This is a genomic window from Paenibacillus phyllosphaerae, from assembly GCF_014192105.1.
GTDB classification, from domain to species: Bacteria; Bacillota; Bacilli; order Paenibacillales; family Paenibacillaceae; genus Paenibacillus_Z; species Paenibacillus_Z phyllosphaerae.
Map to the genome: position 1 here is coordinate 626541 of NZ_JACHXK010000001.1, position 26143 is coordinate 652683.

Below are 26143 nucleotides of genomic sequence, written 5' to 3' on the forward strand. Positions count from 1 at the left end.
GAACGGCTTGAGCGCTTTGTTGCCGATCACATTACAATTGCGCTGTCGCTACTTCGATCGTACCCGAAGCGGCGCCCGCAGCTGTCGTGAGCAGAGCAGCCACCAGCAATTTCTCCACAACGATCGATAGCGAGTTAAAAGCGGGGACAAGGTAAGAAATCGTTGTCGCATCGACGCGATAAAGGACCAGGTTTACAGGGTTGGCCGATGTGTTGTACACGATGACGACGGCTTTGGAGCCTCCGGCCAGATCCTCGTAGTACGATTTGCCGACGTTAGCACCCAGGTTAAACGTCTGAACAGGTAACAAAAGAGCCATATTACCACCTCCTTTGCACTTGATACTACAGATTATGCTCGTCTCCTAGCGACGGACAAGGTATTTGATAGAGGAGAAAAGTACATTTTTAATAGAGTCGCCAATGATACCTGCTGCTCCAACGGATCAACTTGCCGCCTAATTCAGACGTTTCCATCTCTGGTACATTTATGTGAATACCATAGTCGGTCTTAGCGGCAGAATAATACTCCATACCAAGATCCATGAAGTAGGCCCCTCTAAGGAGCGGCTATATAATTAGACGCGATGAGCGATTTCGTGTAAGCGGGCAATTTCCGATATCAGGAAGCTCTCCTGGCGAATGATTCTAGTTACACTGGAAACTTTAACAATTTATATTGACATGCTGACGTTTCGATTATATAGTGATTTTGATAATCATTATCAACGATAAGTTCTCACTTAACGATGATACTCAAGGGGTAAGTCTATAACACAAGATAAGGAAGGTATCCAACATGAATGCAAAAAGAAAGAACGCTCTAAAAATGCTGCTGCTCTCGGCAGTCGTCGCGATCCCGCTCGCAGCCTGCGGAAGCAATTCCAACAATTCGACGGCCGACTCCAACGCAGCCGCGACGAATAACGCAACGACCAATAACGCAGCCGCTAACAATAGCGCCGCTACTCAAGAAGCAACAACGCAATACCCGATCACGATTAAACACGCCTTCGGCGAGACTGTTATCGAGAGCAAGCCGGAGCGCGTTGCTACGATTCAATGGGCCAACCATGACGTAGCCCTCGCACTCGGCGTTGTCCCAGTAGGTTTCTCGGAAGGAAATTACGGAGTAACGGATGGCAGCGGCATGCTCCCATGGACAAAGGAGAAGCTCGCGGAGCTTGGCGTAGACAAGCCGAACCTGTTCAAAGATACGGACGGTCTTGATTTCGAAGCGATCTCCGATGCTGACCCGGATGTTATCCTTGCGTCGTACTCCGGCATTACGCAAGAAGACTACGATACGCTGAGCAAAATCGCTCCTGTCGTTGCCTATAGAACGGCTCCTTGGATCACTAGCTGGCGCGAGCAAATCCTCGATAACGCAACCGGCATGGGCATGCAAGCGGAAGGCGAGCAGCTTGTTAAGGATACGGAAGCTCTCATTGAAACAGCAGCGAACAAACACCCAGAGATAAAAGGCAAGAAAGTAGCTTTCGTCAGCCTTTCGCCTTCCGATCTGTCCAAAATTTATGTCTACACGCCTGCAGATCCGCGCGGCGGGTTCCTGCTTGAACTTGGGATGGAATTCCCTTCGAGCCTCCAAGAGAAAGTTACCGATGACAAGGCCTTCTACATCGAGCTGAGCTCGGAGAATGCCGACGCTCTTAACGACGCCGACCTGTTGGTTCTTTACGGCGATGAAGCTTTCCTGAAAACTCTTCAGGCAGATCCGCTTATGGGTAAAGTTCCAGCCATCCAGAAAGGCGCAGTTGCATTGATCGGCGACAATACGCCACTGGCAGCTTCCGGCACGCCAAGCCCGCTGTCGATTGCGTACACGATTGATGAGTACCTGGGCAAGGTCGCTGAAGCTGCCGGCAAGGCCAATGAGTAGCTCATCGATCTCGGAGAATATCTCGCTTCACTCGCACAAGCCGAGGCACTTCTCGAAGGTGCTCGTCATCTCGATCGTTCTGCTCGGCTTGAGCGTGCTCGCTTCTCTCATTCTTGGCTCCAGGCTAGTGACATGGGATGAGCTGACTAACGCCATCTTGCATCCCGGCGTAGATTCCTACGAGTCCAGCGTCGTACACAAACGGATATCCCGAACCGTGTTCAGCTTGCTCTGCGGCGCAGCGCTCGGCATATCCGGAGCGCTCATGCAGGCGATTACCCGCAATCCGATTGCGGATCCCAGCATCCTGGGCGTCAACACAGGCGCCGCCTTGTTCGTTGTTTGCGGCATAGCATTCTTACACATCAGCACAGCCAGCCAATATATTTGGCTGGCTTTGGCTGGGGCTGGGCTTACAGCCATCTTCGTATTCGGCGTCGGCTCCATGGGCCGAGGCGGACCTACGCCGATTAAGCTGATTCTGGCGGGAGCGGCGACAAGCGCAGCACTATCCTCTCTTGTGAGCGCTATTATGATCCCGCGCACGAATGTCATGGATCAATTCAGATACTGGCAAGTAGGCAGTGTCGGCGCAGCTAGCTGGGATTCCATCTCTACCTTTGCCCCATTCCTAATCGTCGGCGTGATCGTCGCCATCGTTACGGGACCTGCGCTCAATGCGCTGGCGCTTGGAGACGAAGCCGCGACTGGACTTGGCGTTCGAACAGGGACGCTGCGGCTTGTGGCCGCCGTAGCAGGCGTTATCTTGTGCGGTGCGGTTACCGCGCTTGCAGGCCCCATCGGCTTCATCGGGCTGCTGTCGACGCATATCGTACGCCTTATTCTCGGTGCCGATCTGCGCTTGATCATTCCGATGTCCGCGGTTGCAGGAGCGATCGTCTTGACGTTATCCGATGTTATCGGCAGGCTGATCGGCAGTCCCGGAGAGCTTGAAGTCGGCGTCGTAACCGCGTTTATAGGCGCTCCAATCTTAATCATTCTAGCGATGAGATCGAGAGTGCGCTCATTATGACCAATACTACTGTTGCTCTTATTATGGCGGGCAGGCGTCAACGCCGCCGCCGTTGGATGCTAATCACTGGCTTTCTTGCGTTCCTCTCCCTGATGCTTTGCTGCGCCATGCTCATGCTGGGCAACACCATTTATCCGGTTACCGACGTCGTGCGGGCGCTTCTTGGAGAGAAGATCAAAGGCGTTTCTTTTGCGGTGGAGACCATTCGTCTTCCGCGGATGCTCGCAGGTCTGTTCGCCGGTTTTGCTTTCGGTATTGCCGGAGCTACGTTCCAGACGATGCTGCGTAATCCGCTTGCCAACCCGAATGTACTGGGCATCACGTCCGGTTCGAGTGTGGCGGCTGTCTTTTGCATTGTCATTCTACATACGAGCGAGGCCATCGTATCCATCTCTTCCGTGATTGCAGGCCTCGCGACCGTAGCCCTTATCTATGTCTTATCCCGCAGGAAAACCTATTCCACCGGGCGATTAATTCTAATCGGCATCGGGATCGAGGCCATGCTCGGAGCGGTCATTACCTATCTGCTGATGAAGAGCGCGCAATCGGATGTCCCCGCTGCTTATCGCTGGCTTGCCGGCAGCCTGAACGGCGCGCAGATGGAGGAGCTCCCGCCTCTGATCATATCGGTTGTCGTTCTAGCGCCGCTCGTCATCGCGCTAAGTAAACAACTGAGCCTGTTAGAGCTTGGCGAGCAGTCGGCCACTACGCTCGGCGTACATACGGACCGGACACGGGTTCTGCTTATTGCCAGCACGGTGTGCATGATTGCCTTGGCTACCTCCGTTACGGGCCCGATCGCCTTTGTTGCCTTCCTCGCGGGACCGATCGCCAAACGGCTGGTCGGCGTGGGCTTCTCAACCGTTATTCCAGCAGGACTGATCGGCGTTATTCTCGTGCTGGCGTCTGATTTAATCGGACAATTTGCGTTTGAGACCAGATTCCCTGTCGGCGTTATTACCGGCATACTCGGAGCACCGTATCTGATCTATCTGCTCATCCGAATGAGTCGAAAGGGAGAATTCTAATGATCAAGGCACATCAGTTTCAAGCCGAAGGTGTCGTTGCCGGCTATGAGAATAAAACGATCGTCCAAGGCGTAAGTCTCGCCATTCCGAGCAACAAAATTACCGTTATTATCGGCGCTAACGCCTGCGGGAAGTCGACCTTGTTGAAAACATTGGCAAGGCTGATCAAACCGACCTCCGGAAGCATTACGCTGGATGGCAAGCCGATCGACAAAATTCCGCCCAAGCAATTGGCCCGCGTGGTCGGCCTGCTCCCGCAGTCCCCGGTCGTGCCCGAAGGCATCAATGTGGCGGATCTCATTGGCCGGGGACGGTTCCCTCACCAATCGTTGTTCAGCGGATGGAGCAAGAAGGATTATGAGGCCGTCGCCGAAGCGATGGAAATTATGAAGATTACGGATCTGGCCAACCGGAATATCGATGAGCTGTCGGGCGGTCAACGGCAGCGCGTCTGGATTGCGATGGCATTGGCGCAGCAGACCGACATTTTATTCCTGGATGAACCGACGACCTTCCTGGATATCACCTATCAGGTCGAGATCCTCGATCTGCTGACCGAACTGAACCGCAGACAAGGCACTACGATCGTCATGGTGCTGCACGATATTAACTTGTCCGCCCGTTATGCCGACCATATAATCGCGCTGCGTCAAGGCAAGCTGGTGGCCGAGGGAGCGCCTTCGGAGGTTATTACGAGCGATCTCATCCATACCGTGTTCGGCATGGACAGCACCGTCATCGATGACCCCGTATCCGGATCACCGATGGTCGTACCGAAAGGCCGGTATCACGTTAGGCTCGGATAAGCACCTCGCTCATGGCAGAGGCAACAGCAAGTTGATTGTACGCGGGAATGCGAGTCATTCCCGTTTTTTTGCGTTCAGCGATGAACCCTGAGCAACGTACATAACTCGCAGACAATGCAATTGGAACACTCCCTCGGGAGCATTGTTTCTCTGACGGGCAAGCCTTCGATCATGAATCACATTGCGTTTAAAACACGAAAAAACCCTTGCTCCGCAAGGGTTTCACTCGTTCTAACTTAGGATGCGGTCGGCGAGAGTCGAACTCGCACGGGTTGCCCCGCCACCCCCTCAAGATGGTGTGTCTGCCATTCCACCACGACCGCAAATAGAAAAGTGAGCCATGTAGGACTCGAACCTACGACACCCTGATTAAAAGTCAGGTGCTCTACCAACTGAGCTAATGGCTCAAGATAATGGTGACCCGTAGGGGATTCGAACCCCTGTTACCTCCGTGAAAGGGAGGTGTCTTAACCCCTTGACCAACGGGCCAGAATGCTCAATAATAGCCTGTTCTTCACAGGCACAAGTAAGATCTTATCACCATTCGACGAATTCTGCAATACCCAATTTTCATTTTTATATACGCCCTTTTCGCCTCATTAGAGCGTTCTGAACCGTCTAATCCAGACGCACGCATGACGGATTTTGGGCAACAAAAAAGGACCGATATCATCGGTCCTTGGTCAGTTCAATTGTGGCGGAGAAGGAGGGATTCGAACCCTCGCACCACTTACGCAGTCTAACCCCTTAGCAGAGGGTCCCCTTGAGCCACTTGGGTACTTCTCCATAAATGGCTCCCCGAACAGGACTCGAACCTGTGACAACTCGATTAACAGTCGAGTGCTCTACCAACTGAGCTATCAGGGAATATTGAACAGTGACAAGTATTAATTTATCATGACTGTTTCGTTAAGTCAAGGGCCTGGATCAATAATTTCCCCCTGCATTTTCCACAAGCGTAACGCCGCGGATCGACCTTTCTCTTCCTCAGGTATTCCATCTTGCAGCTGACGCAGACGAGCTTATATTTGTACGGCGCAGGCTTCCGTTGCTGGCGCTCGGGCAGCTGCTGGCAGTAGCGGCTTCCGCCTACTTTGACGAGCAAATTCTTGAAATCGGCGTCACGGTGCTGATACCCCATCTTCAGAATATGCAGATGGTAATGGCACAGCTCGTGCTTGATGATCTTCTCGGTCTCTGCCTCGCCGTAAGCGGCCAGCTGATGCGGGCTGATCTCGATATTATGGGACTTGGTAAAATAACGCCCGCCTGTCGCCTTCAGCCTGCCGTTGAAGGTCGCCTTATGCCGGAACGGCCGTCCAAAATCACGCAGCGATACTTCCTCTACCCACCGCTGCAGCATATCGTCGTTCATTGTCGATTCTCCTGTCCGCGAGCTGGCCTCGGTAATGCCAAGCTTGCAGGGTTTGCTACTTGAATTTTAATGGAAGGATAGGCTACACTGTCAAGTAGTATTGACGTGTTCGAGGGGAGAACTGACCACATGCCACAAATGAGATTCATCATCCTGAGCGGTGAACAAGGCATTTCCTTTGTCGAAATGCCGGAATCGCACGCTTACCAATTAAGCGCGCTTAATCTTCGCTTACATAAAGAGATCGACAAGCTGACCGCTGCCAATGTCCCTTCTCTGCCGTACGCGATCGCGGAGTGCGACAATCTTGAGCTCCATAACCAATCGCTCGTCGTGTATTCCGGACTGGATTACCTGAACGAGCTCGAGAAGAGCTTCTCGTCCATTGAAGAGAAGTCCTATCCGCTCATCTCGCTGCTGACCGAGATCCGCGCGCTTCAAGCGCAGCTCGAACAATGGTACGAGGAAGAATTCGAAGCTTAATTTTCACCGTTTTCATTGGACCTGCACGGACACTCGCCCACGCCCATATGCTAGTTACTATAAGGTGACTGCAGAGGAAGGAGGGCGATGCGAATGCCGCAATGGCTGTGCAACCAACTGATGCGTGCTTTCTTGAAAAAAGACCGGCGGCAGATCCGGCTGTTAAACGACTGCTGGTACTTCTACCGGACGAAGCAACGTTCGGATGACGATAGTGTCGAACTGCATTAGATCGGCGTCAAGCCGATACCAATTTGGATGAAGCCATCCGGCGGAATCCCCGCCCTATTCATCGCTATTACAACAGCAGGAAGAGGCCCTGACAGTGGATGTCGGGGCCTCTTTGTTAACCTATACTTATCCTGTCTTCCGCGCTTGCGCAGCGGCGTTATTCCGGCTTGCGCATCGTCAAGCTAACGCGTCCCTTCTTCAAGTCGACGCTCAGTACCCAGACGGTCACGTTGTCGCCGACGGAGACGACGTCCATCGGGTGCTTGACGAACTTATTGCTCAGCTGCGAAATGTGCACGAGCCCGTCGTTCTTGATCCCGATGTCGACGAAGGCGCCGAAGTCGATGACGTTCCGCACCGTGCCGTGCAGCTCCATGCCCGGCTTGAGATCCTCGATCGCCAGCACGTCGGTGCTGAAGATCGGCGGCGGCAGCTCTTCCCGCGGGTCGCGTCCCGGACGGAGCAGGCTGTCGATAATATCGCGCAGCGTCGGCTCGCCTACGTCCAGCTTCTCGGCGAGCTGAGCCGTCTGTACCGCTTCCAGCTCGGATCGGAAGGCCTCGGTCGACAATTGGTTCAGCTTAAGCCCCAGCGCCTTACAGAGCTTGTCCACCACCGCGTACGATTCCGGATGGATCGGCGTCCGGTCGAGCGGATTGGCGCTCTCCAGCACGCGGATGAAGCCGATACACTGCTCATACGTCTTCGCCCCCAAGCGCGGCACGCTCTTGAGCGCCTTACGGTCGCCGAATTTGCCGTTCTCTTCGCGGTACTTCACGATATTCTTCGCCGTCGTCGCATTGATACCCGCGACGTAGGAGAGCAAGGATGGCGACGCCGTATTCACATCGACGCCGACATGGTTAACCGCCGACTCGACGACGCCGCCGAGGCTCTCTTCGAGCCGCTTCTGGGCGACATCGTGCTGGTATTGGCCGACGCCGATCGCCTTGGGCTCGATCTTCACGAGCTCGGCCAACGGGTCCTGCAGCCTGCGGGCGATCGATACCGCGCTGCGCTCCGCGACGTCCAGCGACGGGAACTCTTCCGCCGCCAGCTTGGAGGCCGAATAGACGCTCGCGCCGGCTTCGCTGACGATAATGTACTTGAGGCCCCGCTCCTTGTCCTTGCCAGCGGATTTGCGGCCGGCGATCAGGTTCGCGATGAACTGTTCCGTCTCGCGCGAGGCCGTACCGTTGCCGATGACGATCAACTCGACCTTGTACCGGTCGATGAGGCCGTTGATCAGCTTCTCGGCTTCGGCCACCTTGTTGTTCGGCGGCGTCGGATACGTGACGGCTACCTCGAGCAGCTTGCCGGTCTCGTCGATCACGGCCAGCTTGCAGCCTGTCCGATAAGCCGGGTCGACGCCTAGCACGATATGTCCGCGGACCGGCGGCTGCAGCAGCAGATTGCGAAGATTGGCGGAGAAAATCTGAATCGCATGCTCTTCGGCCTTATCGGTCAGCTCGCCGCGAACCTCGCGGTCAATCGACGGCGCGATAAGGCGTTTGTAGGCGTCCTCGAGCGTCTGGACGAGCAGGTCGCGAATCGCTCCCTGCGTACCGCCGCGCACGATCTGGCGGTCGATATAGTCATGAATGCGCTCCACCGGCACATCGAGCGCCACGCGCAGAATATCTTCGCGTTCGCCGCGGTTGATCGCAAGCGTACGGTGAGGAGGCAGCTTCTTGATCGGCTCCTGGTAGTTGTAATACATTTCGTAGACGGACTCCGCGCTCGCATCCTTCGCTTCCGTGCGAATCAGCCCGTTATCGAAGGTGTAACGCCGCACCCAGGCACGAATCTTCGCGTCGTCGGCAATCTGCTCGGCGATGATATCCATCGCCCCTTGCAGCGCGTCCTCCGCGGTCGCGACGCCTTTGTCGGCATCGATATAGCGCGCCGCTTCCTTCTGCGGCTCCCCGCCTCTAGGCTGCGACAGCAGCCATTGCGCCAGCGGTTCGAGGCCGCGCTCCTTGGCTACGCTCGCGCGGGTTTTGCGCTTTTGGCGATACGGACGGTACAGATCCTCGACTTCTTGCAGCTTCACGGAGGCGATAATGGCGCCCCGCAGCTCGTCGGTCAACTTGCCCTGCTCGTCGATCAGCCGGATTACTTCGCGCTTGCGTAGTTCGAGATTCCGCATATACTGCAGCTTCTCTTCAATGGCGCGCAGCTCGTTCTCGTCCAGCTCGCCGGTCATCTCCTTGCGGTAACGGGCTATGAACGGAATCGTATTGCCCTCATCGAGCAAGCTGACCGCCGATTTCACTTTGGTCAGCGGCACGCCGATCTCCGCCGAGATGCGCTTGACGATACGTTCCTGCTCGGCTGCCTGCTCCTGCGGCGTCAACTCGGTCTTGCCGCCCGCTTCCGACTCTTCTACTCTCGTTACTTGCTTCATATCAGCCAATGGTCTATGCCTCCATCACACGAGTTACTTCTATCTGCATAAAAATAAGGGAACCCTTATCCCCGGACTTAAGCCGGGACATAAGGGTTGTTTGCCATCTCGAAGCCGATCGTCGTTTGCGGGCCATGGCCGGGATATACGCGCGTGTTAGGCGCCAGTTTATACAGCTTGGTGCGAATGGAATCGAAAAGATCCCGCTCGCGGCCGCCGGGCAGATCGGTGCGTCCGACGGACTGGCGGAACAGCACGTCGCCGCTGAACAGATGCTCGCCGCTCACGATGCTCACGCTGCCTGGCGAATGCCCCGGCGTATGCAGCACCTGGAACGTATGGCCGATCAGCGTCAGCTGTTGGCCTTCCGCCAGCGCGAATTCGGCCGGCTCCGTCGTCAGCGGACCGGTCACGTCCGGCCAGCGCGTCGAACCGTTCTTCTTCGCATCGGTCAGCCAATCCGCTTCCAGATCGTGAAGATAGACCGGACAACCGAACGCCTTGCGCACTTCCTCTACGCCGCCCATATGGTCGAAATGCGCATGCGTGAGCACGATCGCCTCAATCGTAAGGCCGCGATCCTTGATCCGCTCCAAGAGGCGTTTCGGACCCATGCCCGGATCGATAATGAAGGCGCGGTTTTCATTCGTTTCGGTAACCAAATAACAATTCGTCTGCAGGGGGCCTAGACTGAAGGTGTCGATATGTAAACTCATGATCAGATACTCGCCAGCAGCTCGCGCAGCTCTTTCACGATCGTCTGTTGATATCCAGTGCCTTCGCCGTAGCGGCGTCCCATCTCTTGGCGCGTCTCTCCCAGCTTCTCCTGGTAGTCTGCGGCCTCACGGTCCGGATTCGCCTGCTTGAAAGCAATCATCGCTTCCTGTACATGCGCCGGGCGCGGTCCCCATTGCGCCAGCACCTGTCCGCTTGCGTCGGCGATGATGACGATCGGAATTGAGCGTCCGCCCATCGTCAAGAACTCATCCATCGTATCGAGATGCTCCTCCATAACGAGCACTTCCGTAGGAATGCCCGTGACTTCGAGCGCCTTGAACACGACCGGTACGTTGCGGACGACGTCGCCGCACCAATCCGCCATTAGGATAAGCACGCGCAGATCGTCGCGGCTGTTCAGCCCTTCGAAGAAGCGCTGGTCCGATTCGTCTTGCCATTCGAAGCGGTTCGACCAATCGACGAACGCTTCCTTATTCTTCGTCATCGTATCGATAAATTGCTGCGGGCTAATGCCTTTGCCTAATTTGGACGCTACATTCTTGCTCATAGATTCAAGCAACCTCCTTGAGGATCGAATAGAATGACGCCGTGTCCACTCGCGAATCGCTAGCGAACAAGCTTGAGTCTTACTCTCTTTATTGTATCAAAGGAAGCCTGTTCCACCAAATTAAACCGTCTTGCCGCGTTTGCGCAGCACCTTGTACAGGACGTACACGACAAGCAGCGCGATAGCGATCAAGATTGCCGGCTGTACGTACTGGCCCGCCTTCTCGTCGATGTTCTCCCATTGGTCGCCCAAGGTCGATCCCAGATAGACGAACAGGATGGCCCACGGAATGGAGGCTGCCGTCGTCAGACCGGTGAAGAGCCAGAAATTCATTCTCGCCATGCCGGCCGGGATGGAAATCGCTTGTCTCATAACAGGCACGAAACGCGCGGTGAATACGATGCCGGAGCCGTACCGGTTGAACCAGCCCTCCGCTTTATCCAGATGCTTCGGTGTAATCTTAATGAATTTGCCGTACTTCTCGAAGAATGGCCTGCCTGCGTATCGCCCGATGGCGTATAGTATCCACTGCTGCAGAACAGCGCCGATCGTACCGCAGATAACAGCTCCCAGGAACGTGATCTTGTCCTGGTAGACCAAATAGCCGCCATACGACAGAACGATTTCACTCGGAATAACCTCGATCCCAAGACCGATAATAATGCCCCAATACCCTAGCCCCTCAATCCAATGCAGGGCAGTCGTCGCCAGCTCGTGAATCCAATCCATTCTCCGTCTCCCATCATACAAATTTTTGGCATTTTTCTTCTCTCTATCGGTATTCTAGCACAACTGCTGACATGCCTCCATAAGCCTTACGTACAGCTTCGTGACACTTTTGTCATCTTATTCCATCCGTATCGAGGGAAAACGTCTGCCGGGCTCCAACCTCTAGGCTTGGTGCGTTTCATTCGCGGACATTCTAAGCCTGCTCACCGTATCGCTCTGAACAATTAAGATTCCAGCCCAATAGATAGACATGCCATGACAAGCCTGTGCATAGACTAGCCGTAGTAAAATACGACGAAAGCAGGTGCAGGTTGCATGACGAAATTCCTGGTCATTACCAAAAAGCATGTCCGCATCGCCACGCTGGTTCTGCTCCTCTTGCTCGTTGCCGCCGCGTGTCTGAAATGGAATCAGCAATCGCAGGCTGCCATGGGCTCAGCCGACCCCGCTCCGGGCGTGAAGGTGTATCAGATGGTGACAGGCGAATTCGAGTCCCGCTCCCCCGACGGCAAGATGATCGAAGCGTATGGCTGGTTCCCTGGGTCGCTGCCGGTCAAAGCCGGCGAAGAGGTGGAACTCCGAATTACGGGGATCAGCGGGCAGGACCATCCTTTTGTCATTGAGGGGCTTGATGTGAAGGGTACGGTGTCGAAAGGCAAAACGACCGTCGTTCGTTTCAAGGCCGAGCAAAAAGGCATCTACCAAATCGTCTGCCTCACGCATACGACGCCGGAGCAGAACGGGCCGATGGTCGGCTACATCTCCGTCCAATAACGTCTGCCGCTTCCGCTATGTGACAGCCCGGTGGGTACTCGCATATATAGGGGTAGAGAGGAGTCGGTCATCATGAAATCCACTACCCCGAAGCAAAAGCATCAATCTGGCTACCCTACCGCGCGGAAAATCAGACGCGCCTGCGATAACGAGCTGTACCGGACCGCCAAGCGGCTGGGGATCTACCTTCCCAAGGAGAAGCTTGAGGCTGCCGAAAAATTGTACTTCAAGAAGGTTGCCGCGAACCTTATCTGGATCTCCGAGAACCAGAGCAACCGCCGCAAGCTTGCCGACTGGTGGGACGAGAACGTCTCCGCCGAGATCGCCGAGCTGTGGGAGGTCGACCGCGAGAAGCTGCAGATCGCGTTCCGCGACGCCTTCGGCGGTTAATACGCGCAGCAAAACAGCAGTACAGCTCCGCCGTGAGCCGCACTGCTGTTTTTGTGTTTTCTAGCCGGAGCCTGACTCGCGGGTTTAGCCGATAACCGCGAATGCTTCCGATCCGGCCGGGATACTGCGCGAGCGGAACTGGACGCCCTGCGAGTTGAAGATACGAACCGTGAGATTCGCGGTCGTCAATGTGCCGATGTTCGCAAACTGAACGACGCCGAACCTATCGAAGAACGCTGTTGCGATCAGTGTGTTGCCGCGGAATACACGAGCGAAGAACCCGGTTGTGTTGAACGTAACGCCGTTGGTCTGAACCCAGAGCACCGTCAAACGATTCAGGTAAGGACCCGTCTGTAACCGTTTTACGAGGGGCGTTCTGGTCTTGAGGACTTTACCCTTGCTCGGTGCGTTCAGCTTCGGTCTTACTTTCGTGGATGCCATCTCTTTCACTCCTCTCACGTTTATCTTCAGCGTATGCCAAGATTCGCGAGCGGATTGGACAAAGCGACTGATTCGGATACCTATTTTGCAAAGGAAGCCGGGCACGTGGAATAAAGATGGCAGCTTCGGGAGGATGTTACCCGTCGTCGAGAGGATGCCCTATGTTCTCGCGCGAGAAAGTGCCTCGGCTGATGGGAAAAGCGGTCTCTTAAGGCGCCAACCGCTGCAACAGCTCGCTGCTGCGCGCCGCAGCTTCCTCCGCTTCCTCCGTCCGCTCGAAGCGCCTCCCGTTCACGCGGAGCGGCTCCTCCGTAAGCTGCGCATATCGTTTATCCATTGCAACCGCTGCTTGCGCCGCTTGGATTGCGGCCTCCCGCTTCCCCTCTTTCGCGCTCGCAATGGCAAGTTCCACCATGGCTGACACGGCCTTCGTCTGACGTTCGGCATGATAACGGTCCAGCCTCAGCGCCTCCTCCATCCACGCCACCGCTTGCGGTACCTGCCCCTGAGCAGCCGCAGCTTTCCCTAGCGCGAACAACAGCCTCGGCGAATCCGGCTCCCTGCTCAACCCGGCAAGTAGCAGCGCCTCTCTGCTAGGCAGAGGAATCAGTTCGGCCAGATCGAGCCGGGCCTGCGTCAAATTCGGATTGCGTTCCAGCGCTTCGCGCAGCAGCTGTTCCTTGTGCTGTTCGTCTGCCGCGGTTGAGGACGTCTCATACAGCGTATTCGCTTCATCCAGCCTCCAGCTTCCAAGCGCTGAGACGAAGAGCAGGATGAGCGCGGCGATCGCGCAGACGGATTTCGCTCGCGTTACGCGGATAGGACTAGGACTATGCGATTGTTGAAGTTGGCTATGCCCATCATCACTCGCATGCATCACGATGAATCCGATCAGGATGAGCCAGTAACAGCCATAAGACAGATCAAAGTCGACGCCGGCATGAAGCAATAACACGCCGATCGGGATCAGTCCGGAACGGTCGCATCGCCACACCCGCAGCAGCAGGGCCGCGAGGACGAGCAGGAATACGCAGGCACCGACAATCCCGAGATCGAGCACGATGTCCAAATATCCGCTATGCACCTCATTGCCGACATAAGGCTGGGATTGGATCTGCCGGAACAACATGCGCCACGTATCGCCGCCTCTGCCGAACAGAGGCGCCTCGCTAATCAGCTTAAGGCTGTCCCAATAGAACAAGGTGCGCGCTGCGGCCGTATCATAATGGCCCTCCAACCGGCCGGAAGCGACGCGCGGCAATATCGCGATGGCGGCTGCGGAGGACATCCCCCAGAAGATGGCGGCCTGCCAAATTCGAAGCTTGGGCTCGAGACGTTGAATGGCCACAAATAATCCAATTAAGACGAGCAGACCCGCGAGCCAGAGGAGGATCAATTGCCAATCGGCGGCCTTGCTGCCAGGCAGCGTAGCGGGACGGTCTACCGCCACAGCAGGCAAGGCAATCCGATAAACGACGCCGATCCCGATGAGCGATACTCCGCTGAACACCAGCCATCTGGAGATGGACTTTCTGCCGATGAAGACGAAGGCAAGCAGCCAACCGAGCAGCGCTGCGATCCATGCACCGCGCGATTCGGTGAGCAGCAATACAAGGCCGCTAAGCGTAGACATCGCGCTGGGGACGAGGAATTCGGCTTTCGTTCGGGCATACGCCATCAGCCGCCACTGGCATAGCAAGTAAGCCGCCGCCAGCGCCCCGAGCGTGTTCGGATATTGGACGAAGCCGGCGAGCCGCGCGCCGGAAGCCGACAGCTCCGCATCCTCCGTTACCATGATCAGATTCGGAAAGTGCAGCCATCCCATCCAGCCGGCAAGCGCCCCTCCGAGTACAAACAGCCCTGACAGTTGCATGACTGCCAGCCATACCGTACGGCGGGGAATCCACTTCCTCCGTTGCTCATGCCCCGGCCGCTCTCGACCGGCAAACCAGAAGAAGCCTGTCCACAGAAAAGCGCCATACGCCGTATAACGCAGCGCTTGCTCGATCGTCCCCTCCCGCGAAGCCGGATGGCCGAGCAGCGATAGCCCGTAGCAGATTGCGATCGCGAACAGGCCGTACGCGGCCAGCGGAATGCGGCGCCAATCGGGATCGTCGCCCCTTGCGGCCGCAGCGCCGCTGCGCATTCCGCGAAGCTTCCGCAGCCCCCATGCTGTGCCTATGGAGGCCAACGGCGTTATTGCCATGAAGCCTTCCCAGTAGAAGAAGGCGCTGTCGAAAAACATGCCCATTCGATAGGACACGATTATTATAAGTGCGGTAAGCCATATGGCGGCTAGCGACAATGTGAACCTCCTTTCTATAGCCAAAGGCCTTTTTGGGCTCCGCCCAAGCCCATTCGTTCTCTTCGCCTCCCCCTTCCCCCTCCATCGGAGGGGAACCAGAGGGCCCCGTCCCTCTGGACACCCGGGAACAGGCGAGGCTCGGTACGCGGCCGTCTTCGATGTGTCCTTTCGGCGTGGGCTCGCGTTGTCCCTCGAGGGGAATGATTCGCATGTCAACATGCTCCATTCCAGCGTGCGGACAAAGCTTTTGTTCGAGCTTCGTCCGCGGCTTTGGTGCCTTGGGGTGGAGACGTGTTACGTTGAGCGCTTGGGCGCAGCTATGTGCTTGTCCTCGCTTGACGTCCACTTCGTGGACACGCTGACTTTTCTTGGGCGGAAACTCGGTGAATTGGCGCTTGGGGCGCAGCTGTGTGCGTGTCCTCGCTTGACGTCCACTGCGTGGACACGCTTACTTTTCTTGGGCGGATACTCGGTGCGTTGGCGTCTGGGGCGCAGCTATGAGCTTGGACTCGCTTGACGTCCGCTTCGCGGACACGCTGACTTTTCTTGGGCTGAAACTCGGTGCGTAGGCGCTTGGGGCGCTACTATGAACTGACTCCCGCTTGACGTCCACTTTGTGGACACGCTTACTGCGAATCATGACTCCCACGCTCTGCCCCTTTTAATCCCATTGTAACCAAAAAAAGCGGTGAGCGCATTGGCGCCACCGCTTGATTGGATTAACTGGAGAAGTTCCGTTGTTTGATCTTCTGGGCCTTGCTTCTATAATACGCGCCGATCTGCTCCCGGATAAAGAAGGCGCGCAGCTTGCGTGTCTGCAAGTCGTCCAGACCGTTGAATCGCGCGCCGTAGAAGGTTTGGCCGCTGCTGCTGTCGCGGCGCACGATCTCAAGCTCGCACACTAGCTCGAAGCCAAGGTCCAGCTTCACCGTGTAGAGGTCGGCCGGCGCAAGCTCCGAATGTTCGCTTACTTCCATTCCGACGCCCGTGACCGAGATGTTGCGGATGACGATCGGCACCCACTCTTCCAGCTCGACGCGCTCGGTCTCGCCTGATTTGAGCACTACGTCCCGGGCCAACACCTGCAGCAGCGTGCCTTTATGGTGCACATCGACCCTGCCGGCTTCGCGTTTCTCTTCGAGTCCGCCGAATGCCCGCGGCGGGAGCAGGACGGCCAGCGCCCCGTCCGCTTTGCCGATAACCGTGGAGTGCAGGCGCTGAATGCCGACAGGCGCGTAGACGGTCAGATGAACCGGATCGCCCAGCTCGAACGTCTTGAACTCGGACATCTCGACCTCGATAATCTCGCCTTCAATATGCGTGAGCATGCCTGTCGCCACATAGCCGTCCTTCTCCACTACAGTCCGGCTGTGCAGCAATGCTTGAATGGGATACGTCGTATTATTAGCGCCGTAGACGCCGGTATCGCGAGCGTTTCTCGTTGATTTCATCATGATGAGACCTCCGTGCACAAAATAAAAAAGCCGCTTCATTCCTAGAGCCGACTTCGTCATCCTGTGGACGGATGCCCTCGCGTTCGGCAGCCAGGCTGTCGTCGTTCACCATTCCCGTGAACCTTAGACCCTGTAGCTTTGCGTCCCCGCCTTTCGACGAGTTTGCCTTTGTCATGCATGCAATTGTTATGATTCCCGTGACGAACCTACACTTCTTTCACAATCATCAGATTGTGCGTATCTTTTAACTCGATCTCGTATGGCGCAGCCGGCGGATTGCCATCCGGCTCCCGCAGAATACGTACCGTCGGGCGATGAACCGCAAGCATGTTATTCCGGCAGACGACCGCGATTTGCCCTGTGCTGAGCAGCACCGTCGTTGCGATCGGGTAAATCGAGATATGCTGGCAGAACATTTTGATCAGATTCACATCGAAGAACGTGCCCCCGGCCGCGAACAGGAACTCGATCGCTTCGGTCGGCGTATATCTCCGGCGATGCGGTCTTGGCGAGGTCAGCGCGTCATAGACGTCCGCGATCGCCACGATCTGGGCATATTCATGAATCTCGCTGCCCTTGATCTTGCGCGGATAGCCGCTGCCGTCGAACCGTTCGTGATGCTGGAATGCGCAGTGCGCGGACAACAAGGAGATATCGTGCTGCGAGCGAAGCAGATTAAAGCCATCCTCCGCGTGCTTCTCAATAACGGCCCGCTCTTCCTGCGTGATCGGCGACGTCTTGCCGAGCAGCTCCTTCGGCATCTGGGTCATCCCGATGTCGAACAGCAAAGCTCCGACGCCAAGCTCCTCCAGCTGGTTGCGGTTATATCCCTTCGCCACGCCCATAATGCCGGCCAGAATCGCTACGTTCACCGAGTGGTTGAACAGATAAGCATCCGTCGCCTGAATATTCGTCAGACTGACGAGAAGTTCCTCGCGCGCTGCCAGATCGTTCAGCAGCTGGCCGAATACGTTCCGGAAGGTTCGTCCCATCTCCGGCGCAATCGCCCTTCCCCGCGTCGTCGGCGCATCCATGAGCGAAGTCATCGTCTTATGGACTGTACTGATCGCCTTCTTCCGCGTCTCGTCGGAAATCGCATTCGATGGCTCCAGATCCTCGGTAAACGGATCTTCTATGTACACCATATCGATCCCCATGTTGGTGAGGCGATCAATGAATCGTTGGGTCAGTTCCACGCCGTCTCCAAGCAGCACATTGCCATTCTCCTGAAAAATGGCGCGTCCCAGCTTGTCACCCGGTTTAACTGAGGATATATGCGCTCTTCTCATCGTTTACTCCGCCTTTAAAGGTAACTTTCATTGTGCCGCCTGCATGAAAAAACTTATAAATTGACAACCCGGTTGCGACCTTCTCCTTTAGCCCGATAGAGTGCTTCGTCCGCCTTGGCGAACAGCGCCTCCACATAGCGCTTCGGATCGTTAATGCCCGATCCATGCAACGGCTCAATCGTTAACACGCCGATGCTGATCGTAACCCCGATGCTGTCCTCGCCGTTGCCCATGTTAATTTCATTATTCTCCACCGCTGTCCGAATCCGCTGTGCCAGCATATCCGCCTGCGAGGCGCCTGTATGAGGCAAGTAGACAGCGAATTCCTCGCCGCCGTAACGTGCCAGCGTATCCGTCCGCCTGAGCGTATTCCGCACGATCTCCGCCGTTGAACGAATGACCTCATCGCCGATCACATGGCCATGAACGTCATTCACCGACTTGAACAAGTCGATATCGAACAGGAATAGCGAGTAAGCGATCCCATAACGGCTGTTAGCCATAACTTCCCGCTCCATATGTTCCATCAGGTAGCGGCGGTTATAGCAGCCGGTGAGACTATCCGTCACAGCCAGCTGCTCCAATTGGCGATTGGCTGCGAACAACTCGTCCTGCATCCGGATAAGTTCCCGGTTACGATCCATCAGCTGCTCATTCTGCATGTGCGTCTCATCGATTAGCTGTCTCATCTGCGTGACATCATGAACGGTTATAACTCTCCCGATCCGCCTCCGCGCGACAACGACAGGGGCTTGATCGATTAGCAGATGCACCGCTCTCCCATGATCGCCGAGCAACGTAAGCTCCGTGCTGGCCCGCTTGGGAGGATCGGACCGGTAAGCAGCCAGGAATGACTCCTGCTCCTCGCCATGTAGCGCCTCAGACAACAGCCGTTCAAGATCGAAGCGTCCTTGCTCATCCTGTCGCATAAAAGGAAGAACCGACTGGTTCTTCTCCAGCACGTAATCCTCGTCGTCGAGCACGATCAGACCCGTCGAGATCGTATCGAACACGTCTTGTTGGGCGATCCGAAGGATGTCGAGCAGCCCCCGTTTCTCGATCATGAGCATGAAATAACTGCAGGATACGACCGATCCGACCGTTAAAATGCCCGGAATAGACGGAAAATGCTGCCTAAGCAGAATATTGACCGTCAATTCCAGCAGTCCGAACGCGATCAGAATAAGAAGGCCCGTAATCGCCATGCCAATCCGCTGCCGTTCCCGAACGGCGCTAACCTTGCGATAAGCATCGATCAGCAGCGCCAAGGAACCAAACGCATAAACGAAAAGCTCAAGCTGCATCGTCCAGAGCAGCATGTCGAAGTGCCCTTCGAACGCCCAGGAGAATCCGATCGCCACGGCAAGCGCCGGCAAGCATAGCAATAGCATTACCCGGCGCCTCATACCCTCAATGTGCCCGGTGAGCGACAAGGCGAACATAAGCCAGCCGTAGCCGACCAAGGACAAGCCAACATACGATAAGGTGAGATGAAACTGTTGCGTCTGAGCGGAGTCCGTTATACTGGCGGCGAATTGGCCAAGCGGCCAAAGCATCAAACAGAAGTGAAAAAGCAAGTAAGTCTTGTGCAGAACGGTGATGACGCTGTGGGTGAGAATATGAATGAACATTGCAAATAAAACGAGAAACAAGCCCAGGTTGATCCATGCCATCAGTCCCACTGTCATCATTCCTATCAACCTGATAATCATTAAATCGATCTAGGACTAACTGTACCCATTCATTCTATCACAGCGTTTATTTAGCAGACAATATTCTTGTCAGTTATTGGACACGGAGTACAACATCATCCGATTATCGCCTACTTGAACTGTTCCAGCCGATTAGCGAGCGCTTTCTCCAGATAGGGCGAAAGATGCAACCCGTCGCGGAAGGCCACATATTCCTCCCATTTACGGGATGAGTCTTTGGACCCTCCCAAAGTCGCCCGGATCAGCATATTTTTCGGCGTATGCTCAGGGTCGATGAACTCAAGCATCTGGACCTTGTAGCCAATGACCTCCAGCAGCTGCGCGCGTACCGCATCGGTGGCCAGCGCCGTGAACCGCTCCTTCAAGAGCCCGTGGGAGAGCAGCGGCTTCAGCATATCGTTCTTCACTTGCTTGAACAGCTCATGCTGACAGCAAGGGACCGACAGAATAACGGAAGCTCCCCAGCCGACGGCTTTGGCGAGCGCCGCATCGGTAGCCGTATCGCACGCGTGCAGCGTCACGACCATATCCACCGCGCTCTGTTCGTTGTAATCCGCAATATCCCCGACCTGGAACTTCAGCTTATCGTAACCCAGCTTCTCGGCGAGCTCCGTGCAGAACGCGATAACGTCTGCCTTCAGATCAAGGCCGACGACCGAGATTTGGCGCTGCTGCTCGACGGCAAGCAAATGATATAACGCGAAGGTCAGATACGATTTGCCGCAGCCAAAATCAACGATCCGGATCTCCCGTCCTTCCGGCAGTTCGGACAGCACGTCGGTCACCATCTCCAGGAAGCGGTTGATCTGGCGGTACTTATCCTGCTTCTTGGCGATGACTTGTCCGTCCCGCGTCATAATGCCGAGCTCGACCAGGAACGGCGCAACGGTCCCTTCCTGCAGAATGCGCTGCTTCTGGCGGTTATGGCTTAGCGGCTGCGCGTCGGATTTGGCGGTCGACGGCTTATTCAGGACGGCGGCTTTGCCTTTCTTGTTGAACAGGATCTGAATGTCCGCCTCGCTCGTCTTGAGCAGCGCCTGACGGTAATGATCCGTAAGCCATGCGGTCATGCGAGCGGCCGCTTCCGTCTCCGGTACGTTCTCATGCGTCACTTTGGTAGGGTAATGAAATTCGAATTGGTAATACCGGCTGCCGCGCAGCTCGATCGGACGGATCGCGGTCTTGCCCGGCGTATCGCCGTCCTTGCGCTTCAGCTGACTGAACGTCGCCTGCTTCAAGGTTCCGGTCTCGATTGCTTGCTGGATTTCATTCTGCCATTGTTCCATGTTGCTTCTCTTTCAGCTCCTCTATGTACTATAGCTTCAGACGGCTCAAGCCGTCGCTAACTTCGTCCCGCGGCAGGCCGCCCGCGGTCAAGATGTCCTCCGGCAGCAGCAGCAGCCGCCTATAGAACTCGCCCATCTCTTCTGCGGGAAGCACGCCATCCTCCATAAGCTCATAATTCATATCTTCCGCCTTGTCGTAGCGGCGCTCCCCTTCATAGAACTCCGCCATCAAGAGCTTCGTCTGGCTAGGCAGCTCATACTGGCGAAGCGTCTGCAGCAGCTCCATCGTCATCTCCGCGGCGGGCTTGACGAGCGGCTGCGCATCGAGCAGCGCCATCCGGGCGAACAGATGAAGCGACTTCAATCGGGACGCGTAAGCCGCCTCCGGATCCTCCATCTCTTCATGCAGATCGCCCTCCTCCTTCAGGAGCAGGGCGATACTTTGCACATTCGCGGTCTCGACCACGCCGTTGCGGGACATCATCTTGATCAGATCCGTATCCGACAACGAGCGGATCAGCTTGCCATTCATCCGGAACAGCTTGTCGAGCTGCTCGTCGATGAATTGAAGCGCCTCTTGCTGCTTCTTCTCTTTGCGCAGTCCGAGCAGCACGCCGCTGACTTCGCCGATCTGCTCGATCATGCGCATGAAATAATCGCGTTGAAACATCGCTCCCGTACCTCTCCCATCGGTCAAGCCATTAGATTTTTACGTACATATGACGGACGAACGCCACGATCCGGTTCCCCAGCTCCGATGGAGACTCGACCATACTCATATGGCCCGAACCGCTCAGCAGTACCTGCGATACATTGGTCCCCTCGGACGTAAACGTGTTCTGCGCCGGAATGACGCCATCTTCGGATCCGGCAATGAGCAAGCGCGGCACCTTCAGATTCTCGAGCACGCTGCGGCGGTCCATCCGGTTCTTCATCCCGAGCGCCGTAGCGGCAGCGCCGGCAGGCGATGTCGCCTCGCCGATCTTCTTGATGCGCGCAACCTTATCCTTCAAGCCCTCCAGATGGTCAGGGGCAAAAAGCTTCGGCACGAGGCCTTCGACGAAAGCGCCGATACCGCTCTCGTTGATGGTCGCTATCGCTTTATCCCGTCCGACCTTCGCCTGCGCGCTGTCCGGCAAGGAAGTCGAATGGACGAGGCTGAACGACTTTAGCTTGTCTGCATGCTTCTCCGCGAAAGCAAGCGACACATAGCCGCCAAGCGAGTGGCCGAACAAGCAGATCTGATCCAGGCCAAGCTGGCCGATCAGCTGGTTCAGGTCATCCGCGAACGCCTCCATCTCGTACGTCTCATCCTGAGGCGCCGAGCTCATCCCATGGCCGCGAAGATCCGGGATGACGATACGGCCGAGCTTGTTAATGTAGGGTAGCACCTCTTCCCAGTATGCCGAACTGCCGCAGAAGCCGTGCAGCAGAATGACCGCTGTGCCTTGCGGCACAATGCCTTCCACTTCGCCCGAATCGTAATAGGCGATACGTTGTCCGTTCGGAAGTTCCAGCTGTCGGTTGGCTAGTGTAATCGAAGTCATATCATCCACGTCCTTCACCGGTTTTTATCGTGCGTGCGTGTTCCAAAAAAACCTCTATAAGCAAAGCGTTTATGTATTCTTCATTCACCCTACTTGTTAGCGGATGAATCGGACAAGCGCCGCCGGATCGCTTCCAATCCTATCCACACAGCGTTCGTTCCGCGGCTGTTCTTGGTCCCAAGCCTCGCAGAATGCCGCCGCGGCCTGCTTGGCCATCCGGATAATCTGATAGAGCGAAGCGCGCTGCAGACTCCAATAGGCTCTTGGGCTATGCGGCCCAACAACGCCCGCAATGCTATAATGGCCGATTGGCGCCAGGCTGCCTCCCGTGGCTCTTGCCGGGTACAATGGTCCTTCCGCAATTAGAAAACCGCCTACGGCGTCCGGCCGGCCAAGGCTGGCGTCGATGGCCATAATGGTCTTGTTCTCCGGGATGCCCGCGATCATCGCCTCGTAATGCTCCGCGTCGCAGGGCGCCGCCAAGGTGCCGATAACGAGCGGCCAGCCGAGCTCCGCGAGAATCGTGCCGACCCACGGGCCGAAGCTGTCTCCGGTCGATCGGTCCGTCCCGATGCATACGACGGCAAGCTGATCCATGCTGGGTACCTGCAGGGCGATGCGATGAAGGAATTGCTGCAGCTGCTCGCCATTAGCGCGCTGCCAGGGCGTTGTTTCTTTGTCCCGATGGCGGTCGGATCTGGTCCGGCTTCCCATGGCTGCATCTACCTCCCTACCCCATATTGTACTCGAACTTGCGCTGTCGTCACAAATAACGATGCCTATATCCTGATGTGGCAGGCTCATGCCCCACCGTGGTACAATACGTACAGCCAATTTATGTCCAAAGGATGTGTCACGGATGAGAAACTTAAGCGAAGCAACTGCCGAGAACGTGGAATATATGATCGAAGAGATCAAAATGAAGCTTCGGATGGCCTCCGGCGCAGCGATGCAAGCTTCCAACTTCGATATCGCCCGCTACGAGGATATCAAGGATATTTATGACATCATTGCCAGCAAGGATAAGTTCAGCATCAGCGAAGTAGAAGCGCTCGTGTCGGAAATCGGCCAGCTGCGCAAATAGAACGGACTCCAAGAAGCGTTCGCACCATAAGGTGCGGGCGCTTTTTCTCGATGAAGAGCCTTCGGCTTGAGCGGCAGCACCGCGAATAACGCAAAGAGGCATCTTCCTCGTCATGATGGAAAACGCCTCTTAAGGTTGATAATGAATGCCCGGATGCGAAGGGCCAAGAAGGAGGGTGGCAAATGAGACTTTATGCTAGCTCCGGTCGGCCCGGTCGATTTAAAGCTGTGGTGCGTCTAAAAGTTCCCAACTTAAAGCATAAATGCGTTGTCTCGCTAAAGCGTCAAGGTGTAAAATTATAAAGCGTCTTCTTGCAGCAATTCGTCCTCTGTCTCGTCGCCTGTAAGCGTATCCCCCGAGATCGAAAGCTTGATCGTGACATTCTTCTGTTCGCCGCGCAAGAAATGGGCGAGCCGCTCGAGCTTATCTGCCAGCTCCGGACCGCTAAGCGACACATTCAGCTCATACACGAACTGGTCGGCTGGCGCACGACGCCCGCTTGCCGCATACGTGTAGCCCGTGTCGTAGCCGCCGCGCGAAGGCAACAGTTGCTCCGGGTAAAACTTGTCGGACTTGTTCACCACGCGCTCATAGATTCTAAGCTTCTTCAGCAGCATGTAATACTGCGCGGAATGCTTGAAGCCCCATACCTCACGGATGTCCTTCAGCGTGTAGTCAATCTTGTACTGCTTTAGCTTCTCAACCTGCTCATCTGCCGTCAATCTAAGGAAGTCATCGAGCGGACAAATCGCAATCGTCACTTAAACCCCTCCTCGGAATTACCTTGTCCCTCGTTATTCGCTATACAGTAACCATAATCCTTTATTTTTTTTATAAATAAATTCCATTATTTATTTATTTTTAATATTGCAATTTTTCTAAATGCTGTTCCACCATGAAAATCGGTTCAAAAGAACACAGTCCCGCATGAACCGAAGCAATCGGAACAAGCAGGACCGTATAGGTTATCACGATTATGGCTCGATTATTGCGCCGTCAATCCGAGCGACGTCAGGAACCGGGCGAATGCCGCCTGGCCTTCCGGCGTACGCTTGTAGACGCCCGCATCCTTGAGCACGTCGAGGAATTTGCGGCCGACTTCGTCACGCAGAACGGCTGCCGCTTGCTCTTCGCTCAAGGAAGTGCCGTGCGCCGCGACCATGCCGCCGATCCACTCGGCATGCTTGCTCAGCTCGCCGCTTGCCACCGCTTCCGTCGAATACGCGGATGCGCCGGTCAGATACGCCGCGATCGACGACAGTTCCGTCTTCAGGCGACCTGGCAGCACCGCCAGACCCATGACTTCGATCAGGCCGATATTCTCCTTCTTGATGTGGTGCAGATGCTGATGCGGGTGGAAAATACCGTCCGGATGCTCGTCGCTCGTCCGGTTGTTGCGCAGCACGAGATCCAGCTCATACTCGCCGTTATCCTTCAGCCTGGCGATCGGCGTAATCGTATTGTGCGGAATCGGCTCGCTGCCTTCTTGCTCCGTGAAGGCGAAGACGTCCGCTTCCGCGTCGCTGTACGCGCGCCAAGCGCTAAGCATCTCGTCGGCTGCCGCGAGCAGATCGGTCTTGCTCGCGGCGTTCAAGCGCACGACCGACATCGGCCAAGCCACGATGCTGTAGCGCACGCCCGGCTTCGACGGATTCGCGAATACCGCATCGGCAGGCGCCGTCTCCATCGGGAACGTATGGCGTCCCGCCTGGAAGTGGTCATGGTTCAGGATCGAACCGCCGACGATCGGCAGATCGGCATTCGAACCGATGAAGTAATGCGGGTATTGCTCGACGAAATCAAGCAGACGCGCGAAAGACGTCGGCGTGATCCGCATCGGTACATGCTGGCTGTTGAAGACGATGCTGTGCTCGTTGTAATACACGTACGGCGAATATTGGAAGTACCAGCCCTCGCCTTGCAGCTGGAGCGGCACCACGCGGATATTCTGGCGGGCCGGATGATCCGCGCGGCCGGCATAACCGAGATTCTCGATGCAGAGCAGGCACTTCGGATAATGGCTCGGCGCCATCGTCTTCAAGAGCGCAATCTCCTTGGGATCCTTCTCGGGCTTCGAGAGATTGATCGTGATCTCCAGATTGCCGTATTCGGTCGGCTGCTCCCAATATTGATTCTTCTTGATCCGGTCCATGCGGATGTAGTTCGAGTCGATATTGAGCTTATAGAAAGCATCCGTCGCCGCCGAGATGCCGTGCTCCTGCGCCGTACGCTTGAACGCCTGTACGGTCTCGGAAGGACGCGGCATGAGCAGCCCCATAATGCGGGCGTCAAGCAGATCGCGGTAAGTCGTCGTATTGTCCGGAATGAGACCAATCGACGCGCCGTAATCGAGCAGCTGCTCGAGCAGCTCTACCGGGCTGTCGAGTTTCTCTTCCTCTACTACCCCGTCATGGCTCTCCGTGAACTTGAACAGGTCCAGCAGCGCATTGCGTGCCGCGTACGTATCGAGCGGATCCACCATCGCATTCTGCCCGGCGAATTGAACGAGCCTCTCGATCAGGATGAGCGCCTCGCGTGCTCCGGTCGTCTGATGTTGTTCTGTCATAAGTATTCTGCCCCTTTCA

General features: G+C 56.0%; 26 protein-coding genes, 5 tRNA genes and 1 riboswitch. Of the genes, 9 read left to right on the top strand and 22 right to left on the bottom strand.

Annotated elements, in window-relative coordinates; genetic code table 11:
• Positions 1 to 31: 31 nt before the first annotated feature.
• A complete protein-coding gene (locus tag FHS18_RS02565) occupies positions 32 to 319 on the bottom strand; it encodes a hypothetical protein (protein WP_183596598.1) in 288 nt (95 codons plus the stop codon).
• A 479-nt stretch (positions 320 to 798) separates the two neighbouring features.
• Between FHS18_RS02565 and FHS18_RS02570 the strand changes: the two genes are divergently transcribed.
• Genes FHS18_RS02570 through FHS18_RS02585 form a run of 4 tightly spaced genes read left to right on the top strand, consistent with a single transcriptional unit; the run spans position 799 to position 4766 of the window.
• The gene (locus tag FHS18_RS02570; protein ID WP_183596600.1) at positions 799 to 1899 is read left to right on the top strand and encodes an iron-siderophore ABC transporter substrate-binding protein; all 1101 of its coding nucleotides are present in this window, start codon (positions 799 to 801) and stop codon (positions 1897 to 1899) included.
• The gene (locus FHS18_RS02575; RefSeq protein ID WP_183596603.1) at positions 1892 to 2932 is read left to right on the top strand and encodes a FecCD family ABC transporter permease; all 1041 of its coding nucleotides are present in this window, start codon (positions 1892 to 1894) and stop codon (positions 2930 to 2932) included. The genes FHS18_RS02570 and FHS18_RS02575 overlap by 8 nt, the downstream gene beginning before the upstream one ends.
• Positions 2929 to 3960 carry a FecCD family ABC transporter permease gene (locus FHS18_RS02580; RefSeq protein ID WP_183596604.1) on the top strand — a complete coding sequence of 344 codons (1032 nt, stop codon included), beginning with the start codon at positions 2929 to 2931 and terminating at the stop codon, positions 3958 to 3960. The genes FHS18_RS02575 and FHS18_RS02580 overlap by 4 nt, the downstream gene beginning before the upstream one ends.
• Positions 3960 to 4766 (top strand): ABC transporter ATP-binding protein, encoded by an 807-nt coding sequence (locus FHS18_RS02585; protein WP_183596607.1) that lies wholly within the window; start codon positions 3960 to 3962, stop codon positions 4764 to 4766. Before FHS18_RS02580 ends, FHS18_RS02585 begins: the two co-directional genes overlap by 1 nt.
• A 242-nt stretch (positions 4767 to 5008) precedes the next feature.
• Here the strand turns inward: FHS18_RS02585 and FHS18_RS02590 are convergent.
• The 6 genes from FHS18_RS02590 to FHS18_RS02615 form a co-directional block, all read right to left on the bottom strand.
• Positions 5009 to 5089, bottom strand: a tRNA-Leu gene (locus tag FHS18_RS02590).
• A gap of 11 nt (positions 5090 to 5100) precedes the next feature.
• Positions 5101 to 5173, bottom strand: a tRNA-Lys gene (locus FHS18_RS02595).
• 7 nt (positions 5174 to 5180) lie between these two features.
• Positions 5181 to 5255 (bottom strand) — tRNA-Glu (locus tag FHS18_RS02600).
• 206 nt (positions 5256 to 5461) lie between these two features.
• A tRNA-Ser gene (locus FHS18_RS02605) sits at positions 5462 to 5552 on the bottom strand.
• Between the two features lie 5 nt (positions 5553 to 5557).
• A tRNA-Asn gene (locus FHS18_RS02610) sits at positions 5558 to 5633 on the bottom strand.
• Positions 5634 to 5661: 28 nt separating this feature from the next.
• The gene (locus FHS18_RS02615; RefSeq protein ID WP_183596609.1) at positions 5662 to 6141 is read right to left on the bottom strand and encodes a SprT family protein; all 480 of its coding nucleotides are present in this window, start codon (positions 6139 to 6141) and stop codon (positions 5662 to 5664) included.
• A gap of 129 nt (positions 6142 to 6270) precedes the next feature.
• Here FHS18_RS02615 and FHS18_RS02620 point away from each other — a divergent pair, with 129 nt between their 5' ends.
• Complete coding sequence (locus FHS18_RS02620; RefSeq protein ID WP_183596612.1) at positions 6271 to 6624, top strand: hydrolase/acyltransferase; 354 nt, start codon at positions 6271 to 6273, stop codon at positions 6622 to 6624.
• A gap of 93 nt (positions 6625 to 6717) precedes the next feature.
• Positions 6718 to 6855 carry a cortex morphogenetic protein CmpA gene (gene cmpA, locus FHS18_RS02625; protein ID WP_183597335.1) on the top strand — a complete coding sequence of 46 codons (138 nt, stop codon included), beginning with the start codon at positions 6718 to 6720 and terminating at the stop codon, positions 6853 to 6855.
• A gap of 157 nt (positions 6856 to 7012) precedes the next feature.
• Here cmpA and FHS18_RS02630 read toward each other — a convergent pair whose 3' ends face one another.
• From FHS18_RS02630 to uptA, 4 genes are all read right to left on the bottom strand, one after another.
• Positions 7013 to 9262 (bottom strand): Tex family protein, encoded by a 2250-nt coding sequence (locus FHS18_RS02630; RefSeq protein WP_183597337.1) that lies wholly within the window; start codon positions 9260 to 9262, stop codon positions 7013 to 7015.
• A gap of 77 nt (positions 9263 to 9339) precedes the next feature.
• On the bottom strand, positions 9340 to 9978 hold the full coding sequence (locus FHS18_RS02635; RefSeq protein ID WP_183596615.1) for an MBL fold metallo-hydrolase: 639 nt from the start codon (positions 9976 to 9978) through the stop codon (positions 9340 to 9342).
• A gap of 2 nt (positions 9979 to 9980) precedes the next feature.
• Complete coding sequence (locus FHS18_RS02640; protein ID WP_183596618.1) at positions 9981 to 10547, bottom strand: thioredoxin family protein; 567 nt, start codon at positions 10545 to 10547, stop codon at positions 9981 to 9983.
• A gap of 120 nt (positions 10548 to 10667) precedes the next feature.
• On the bottom strand, positions 10668 to 11276 hold the full coding sequence (uptA, locus tag FHS18_RS02645) for an undecaprenyl phosphate transporter UptA (RefSeq protein ID WP_183596620.1): 609 nt from the start codon (positions 11274 to 11276) through the stop codon (positions 10668 to 10670).
• Between the two features lie 315 nt (positions 11277 to 11591).
• On the opposite strand from uptA, the gene FHS18_RS02650 reads away from it, so the two are divergent.
• Entirely contained in the window at positions 11592 to 12050 is a 459-nt protein-coding gene (locus FHS18_RS02650; protein WP_183596623.1) for a cupredoxin domain-containing protein, read from the top strand.
• A gap of 72 nt (positions 12051 to 12122) precedes the next feature.
• Positions 12123 to 12440, top strand: a complete 318-nt coding sequence (locus FHS18_RS02655) for a dehydrogenase (protein WP_183596626.1) — start codon at positions 12123 to 12125, stop codon at positions 12438 to 12440.
• An 84-nt stretch (positions 12441 to 12524) separates the two neighbouring features.
• Here FHS18_RS02655 and FHS18_RS02660 read toward each other — a convergent pair whose 3' ends face one another.
• From FHS18_RS02660 to yyaC, 9 genes are all read right to left on the bottom strand, one after another.
• The gene (locus FHS18_RS02660) at positions 12525 to 12881 is read right to left on the bottom strand and encodes a hypothetical protein (RefSeq protein WP_183596629.1); all 357 of its coding nucleotides are present in this window, start codon (positions 12879 to 12881) and stop codon (positions 12525 to 12527) included.
• A gap of 208 nt (positions 12882 to 13089) precedes the next feature.
• Entirely contained in the window at positions 13090 to 15186 is a 2097-nt protein-coding gene (locus FHS18_RS02665; protein ID WP_183596632.1) for an O-antigen ligase family protein, read from the bottom strand.
• Positions 15187 to 15905: 719 nt separating this feature from the next.
• Positions 15906 to 16640: a PilZ domain-containing protein gene (locus tag FHS18_RS02670; protein ID WP_183596635.1), complete on the bottom strand. Its 735-nt coding sequence runs from the start codon at positions 16638 to 16640 to the stop codon at positions 15906 to 15908.
• A gap of 82 nt (positions 16641 to 16722) precedes the next feature.
• Positions 16723 to 16817, bottom strand: a riboswitch (cyclic di-GMP riboswitch).
• 29 nt (positions 16818 to 16846) lie between these two features.
• Positions 16847 to 17929: an HD-GYP domain-containing protein gene (locus FHS18_RS02675; RefSeq protein WP_183596638.1), complete on the bottom strand. Its 1083-nt coding sequence runs from the start codon at positions 17927 to 17929 to the stop codon at positions 16847 to 16849.
• Positions 17930 to 17982: 53 nt separating this feature from the next.
• Positions 17983 to 19620, bottom strand: coding sequence for a GGDEF domain-containing protein (locus FHS18_RS02680; RefSeq protein WP_183596640.1), 1638 nt, complete (start codon positions 19618 to 19620; stop codon positions 17983 to 17985).
• Positions 19621 to 19751: 131 nt separating this feature from the next.
• Positions 19752 to 20927, bottom strand: a complete 1176-nt coding sequence (locus FHS18_RS02685; protein WP_183596643.1) for a class I SAM-dependent methyltransferase — start codon at positions 20925 to 20927, stop codon at positions 19752 to 19754.
• Positions 20928 to 20955: 28 nt separating this feature from the next.
• Complete coding sequence (locus FHS18_RS02690) at positions 20956 to 21597, bottom strand: DUF6483 family protein (protein ID WP_183596645.1); 642 nt, start codon at positions 21595 to 21597, stop codon at positions 20956 to 20958.
• Between the two features lie 31 nt (positions 21598 to 21628).
• The gene (locus FHS18_RS02695) at positions 21629 to 22474 is read right to left on the bottom strand and encodes an alpha/beta fold hydrolase (protein ID WP_183596648.1); all 846 of its coding nucleotides are present in this window, start codon (positions 22472 to 22474) and stop codon (positions 21629 to 21631) included.
• A 96-nt stretch (positions 22475 to 22570) separates the two neighbouring features.
• Positions 22571 to 23188, bottom strand: coding sequence for a spore protease YyaC (yyaC, locus tag FHS18_RS02700; RefSeq protein WP_183596651.1), 618 nt, complete (start codon positions 23186 to 23188; stop codon positions 22571 to 22573).
• 145 nt (positions 23189 to 23333) lie between these two features.
• Here yyaC and FHS18_RS02705 point away from each other — a divergent pair, with 145 nt between their 5' ends.
• Positions 23334 to 23558, top strand: a complete 225-nt coding sequence (locus tag FHS18_RS02705) for a DUF1128 domain-containing protein (protein ID WP_183596653.1) — start codon at positions 23334 to 23336, stop codon at positions 23556 to 23558.
• Between the two features lie 296 nt (positions 23559 to 23854).
• On the opposite strand, the gene FHS18_RS02710 is transcribed toward FHS18_RS02705, so the two are convergent.
• Together FHS18_RS02710 and FHS18_RS02715 are read right to left on the bottom strand one after the other, a co-directional pair.
• A complete protein-coding gene (locus FHS18_RS02710; protein ID WP_183596656.1) occupies positions 23855 to 24319 on the bottom strand; it encodes a hypothetical protein in 465 nt (154 codons plus the stop codon).
• Positions 24320 to 24543: 224 nt separating this feature from the next.
• Entirely contained in the window at positions 24544 to 26124 is a 1581-nt protein-coding gene (locus FHS18_RS02715; protein WP_183596657.1) for a UDP-glucose--hexose-1-phosphate uridylyltransferase, read from the bottom strand.
• Positions 26125 to 26143: the final 19 nt, after the last annotated feature.

Excerpts from the sequence above, each read along its gene's own strand:
- FHS18_RS02585 (WP_183596607.1), top strand. The coding sequence starts at position 3,960 with ATGATCAAGGCACATCAGTTTCAAGCCGAAGGTGTCGTTGCCGGCTAT.
- FHS18_RS02690 (WP_183596645.1), bottom strand. The coding sequence starts at position 21,597 with ATGTTTCAACGCGATTATTTCATGCGCATGATCGAGCAGATCGGCGAA.
- FHS18_RS02685 (WP_183596643.1), bottom strand. The coding sequence starts at position 20,927 with ATGGAACAATGGCAGAATGAAATCCAGCAAGCAATCGAGACCGGAACC.
- FHS18_RS02675 (WP_183596638.1), bottom strand. The coding sequence starts at position 17,929 with ATGAGAAGAGCGCATATATCCTCAGTTAAACCGGGTGACAAGCTGGGA.
- FHS18_RS02705 (WP_183596653.1), top strand. The coding sequence starts at position 23,334 with ATGAGAAACTTAAGCGAAGCAACTGCCGAGAACGTGGAATATATGATC.
- FHS18_RS02695 (WP_183596648.1), bottom strand. The coding sequence starts at position 22,474 with ATGACTTCGATTACACTAGCCAACCGACAGCTGGAACTTCCGAACGGA.
- cmpA (WP_183597335.1), top strand. The coding sequence starts at position 6,718 with ATGCCGCAATGGCTGTGCAACCAACTGATGCGTGCTTTCTTGAAAAAA.
- FHS18_RS02650 (WP_183596623.1), top strand. The coding sequence starts at position 11,592 with ATGACGAAATTCCTGGTCATTACCAAAAAGCATGTCCGCATCGCCACG.
- FHS18_RS02575 (WP_183596603.1), top strand. The coding sequence starts at position 1,892 with ATGAGTAGCTCATCGATCTCGGAGAATATCTCGCTTCACTCGCACAAG.
- FHS18_RS02620 (WP_183596612.1), top strand. The coding sequence starts at position 6,271 with ATGCCACAAATGAGATTCATCATCCTGAGCGGTGAACAAGGCATTTCC.
- FHS18_RS02635 (WP_183596615.1), bottom strand. The coding sequence starts at position 9,978 with ATGAGTTTACATATCGACACCTTCAGTCTAGGCCCCCTGCAGACGAAT.
- uptA (WP_183596620.1), bottom strand. The coding sequence starts at position 11,276 with ATGGATTGGATTCACGAGCTGGCGACGACTGCCCTGCATTGGATTGAG.
- FHS18_RS02680 (WP_183596640.1), bottom strand. The coding sequence starts at position 19,620 with ATGATGACAGTGGGACTGATGGCATGGATCAACCTGGGCTTGTTTCTC.
- yyaC (WP_183596651.1), bottom strand. The coding sequence starts at position 23,188 with ATGGGAAGCCGGACCAGATCCGACCGCCATCGGGACAAAGAAACAACG.
- FHS18_RS02660 (WP_183596629.1), bottom strand. The coding sequence starts at position 12,881 with ATGGCATCCACGAAAGTAAGACCGAAGCTGAACGCACCGAGCAAGGGT.
- FHS18_RS02565 (WP_183596598.1), bottom strand. The coding sequence starts at position 319 with ATGGCTCTTTTGTTACCTGTTCAGACGTTTAACCTGGGTGCTAACGTC.
- FHS18_RS02640 (WP_183596618.1), bottom strand. The coding sequence starts at position 10,547 with ATGAGCAAGAATGTAGCGTCCAAATTAGGCAAAGGCATTAGCCCGCAG.
- FHS18_RS02630 (WP_183597337.1), bottom strand. The coding sequence starts at position 9,262 with ATGAAGCAAGTAACGAGAGTAGAAGAGTCGGAAGCGGGCGGCAAGACC.
- FHS18_RS02570 (WP_183596600.1), top strand. The coding sequence starts at position 799 with ATGAATGCAAAAAGAAAGAACGCTCTAAAAATGCTGCTGCTCTCGGCA.
- FHS18_RS02615 (WP_183596609.1), bottom strand. The coding sequence starts at position 6,141 with ATGAACGACGATATGCTGCAGCGGTGGGTAGAGGAAGTATCGCTGCGT.
- FHS18_RS02715 (WP_183596657.1), bottom strand. The coding sequence starts at position 26,124 with ATGACAGAACAACATCAGACGACCGGAGCACGCGAGGCGCTCATCCTG.
- FHS18_RS02670 (WP_183596635.1), bottom strand. The coding sequence starts at position 16,640 with ATGATGAAATCAACGAGAAACGCTCGCGATACCGGCGTCTACGGCGCT.
- FHS18_RS02655 (WP_183596626.1), top strand. The coding sequence starts at position 12,123 with ATGAAATCCACTACCCCGAAGCAAAAGCATCAATCTGGCTACCCTACC.
- FHS18_RS02580 (WP_183596604.1), top strand. The coding sequence starts at position 2,929 with ATGACCAATACTACTGTTGCTCTTATTATGGCGGGCAGGCGTCAACGC.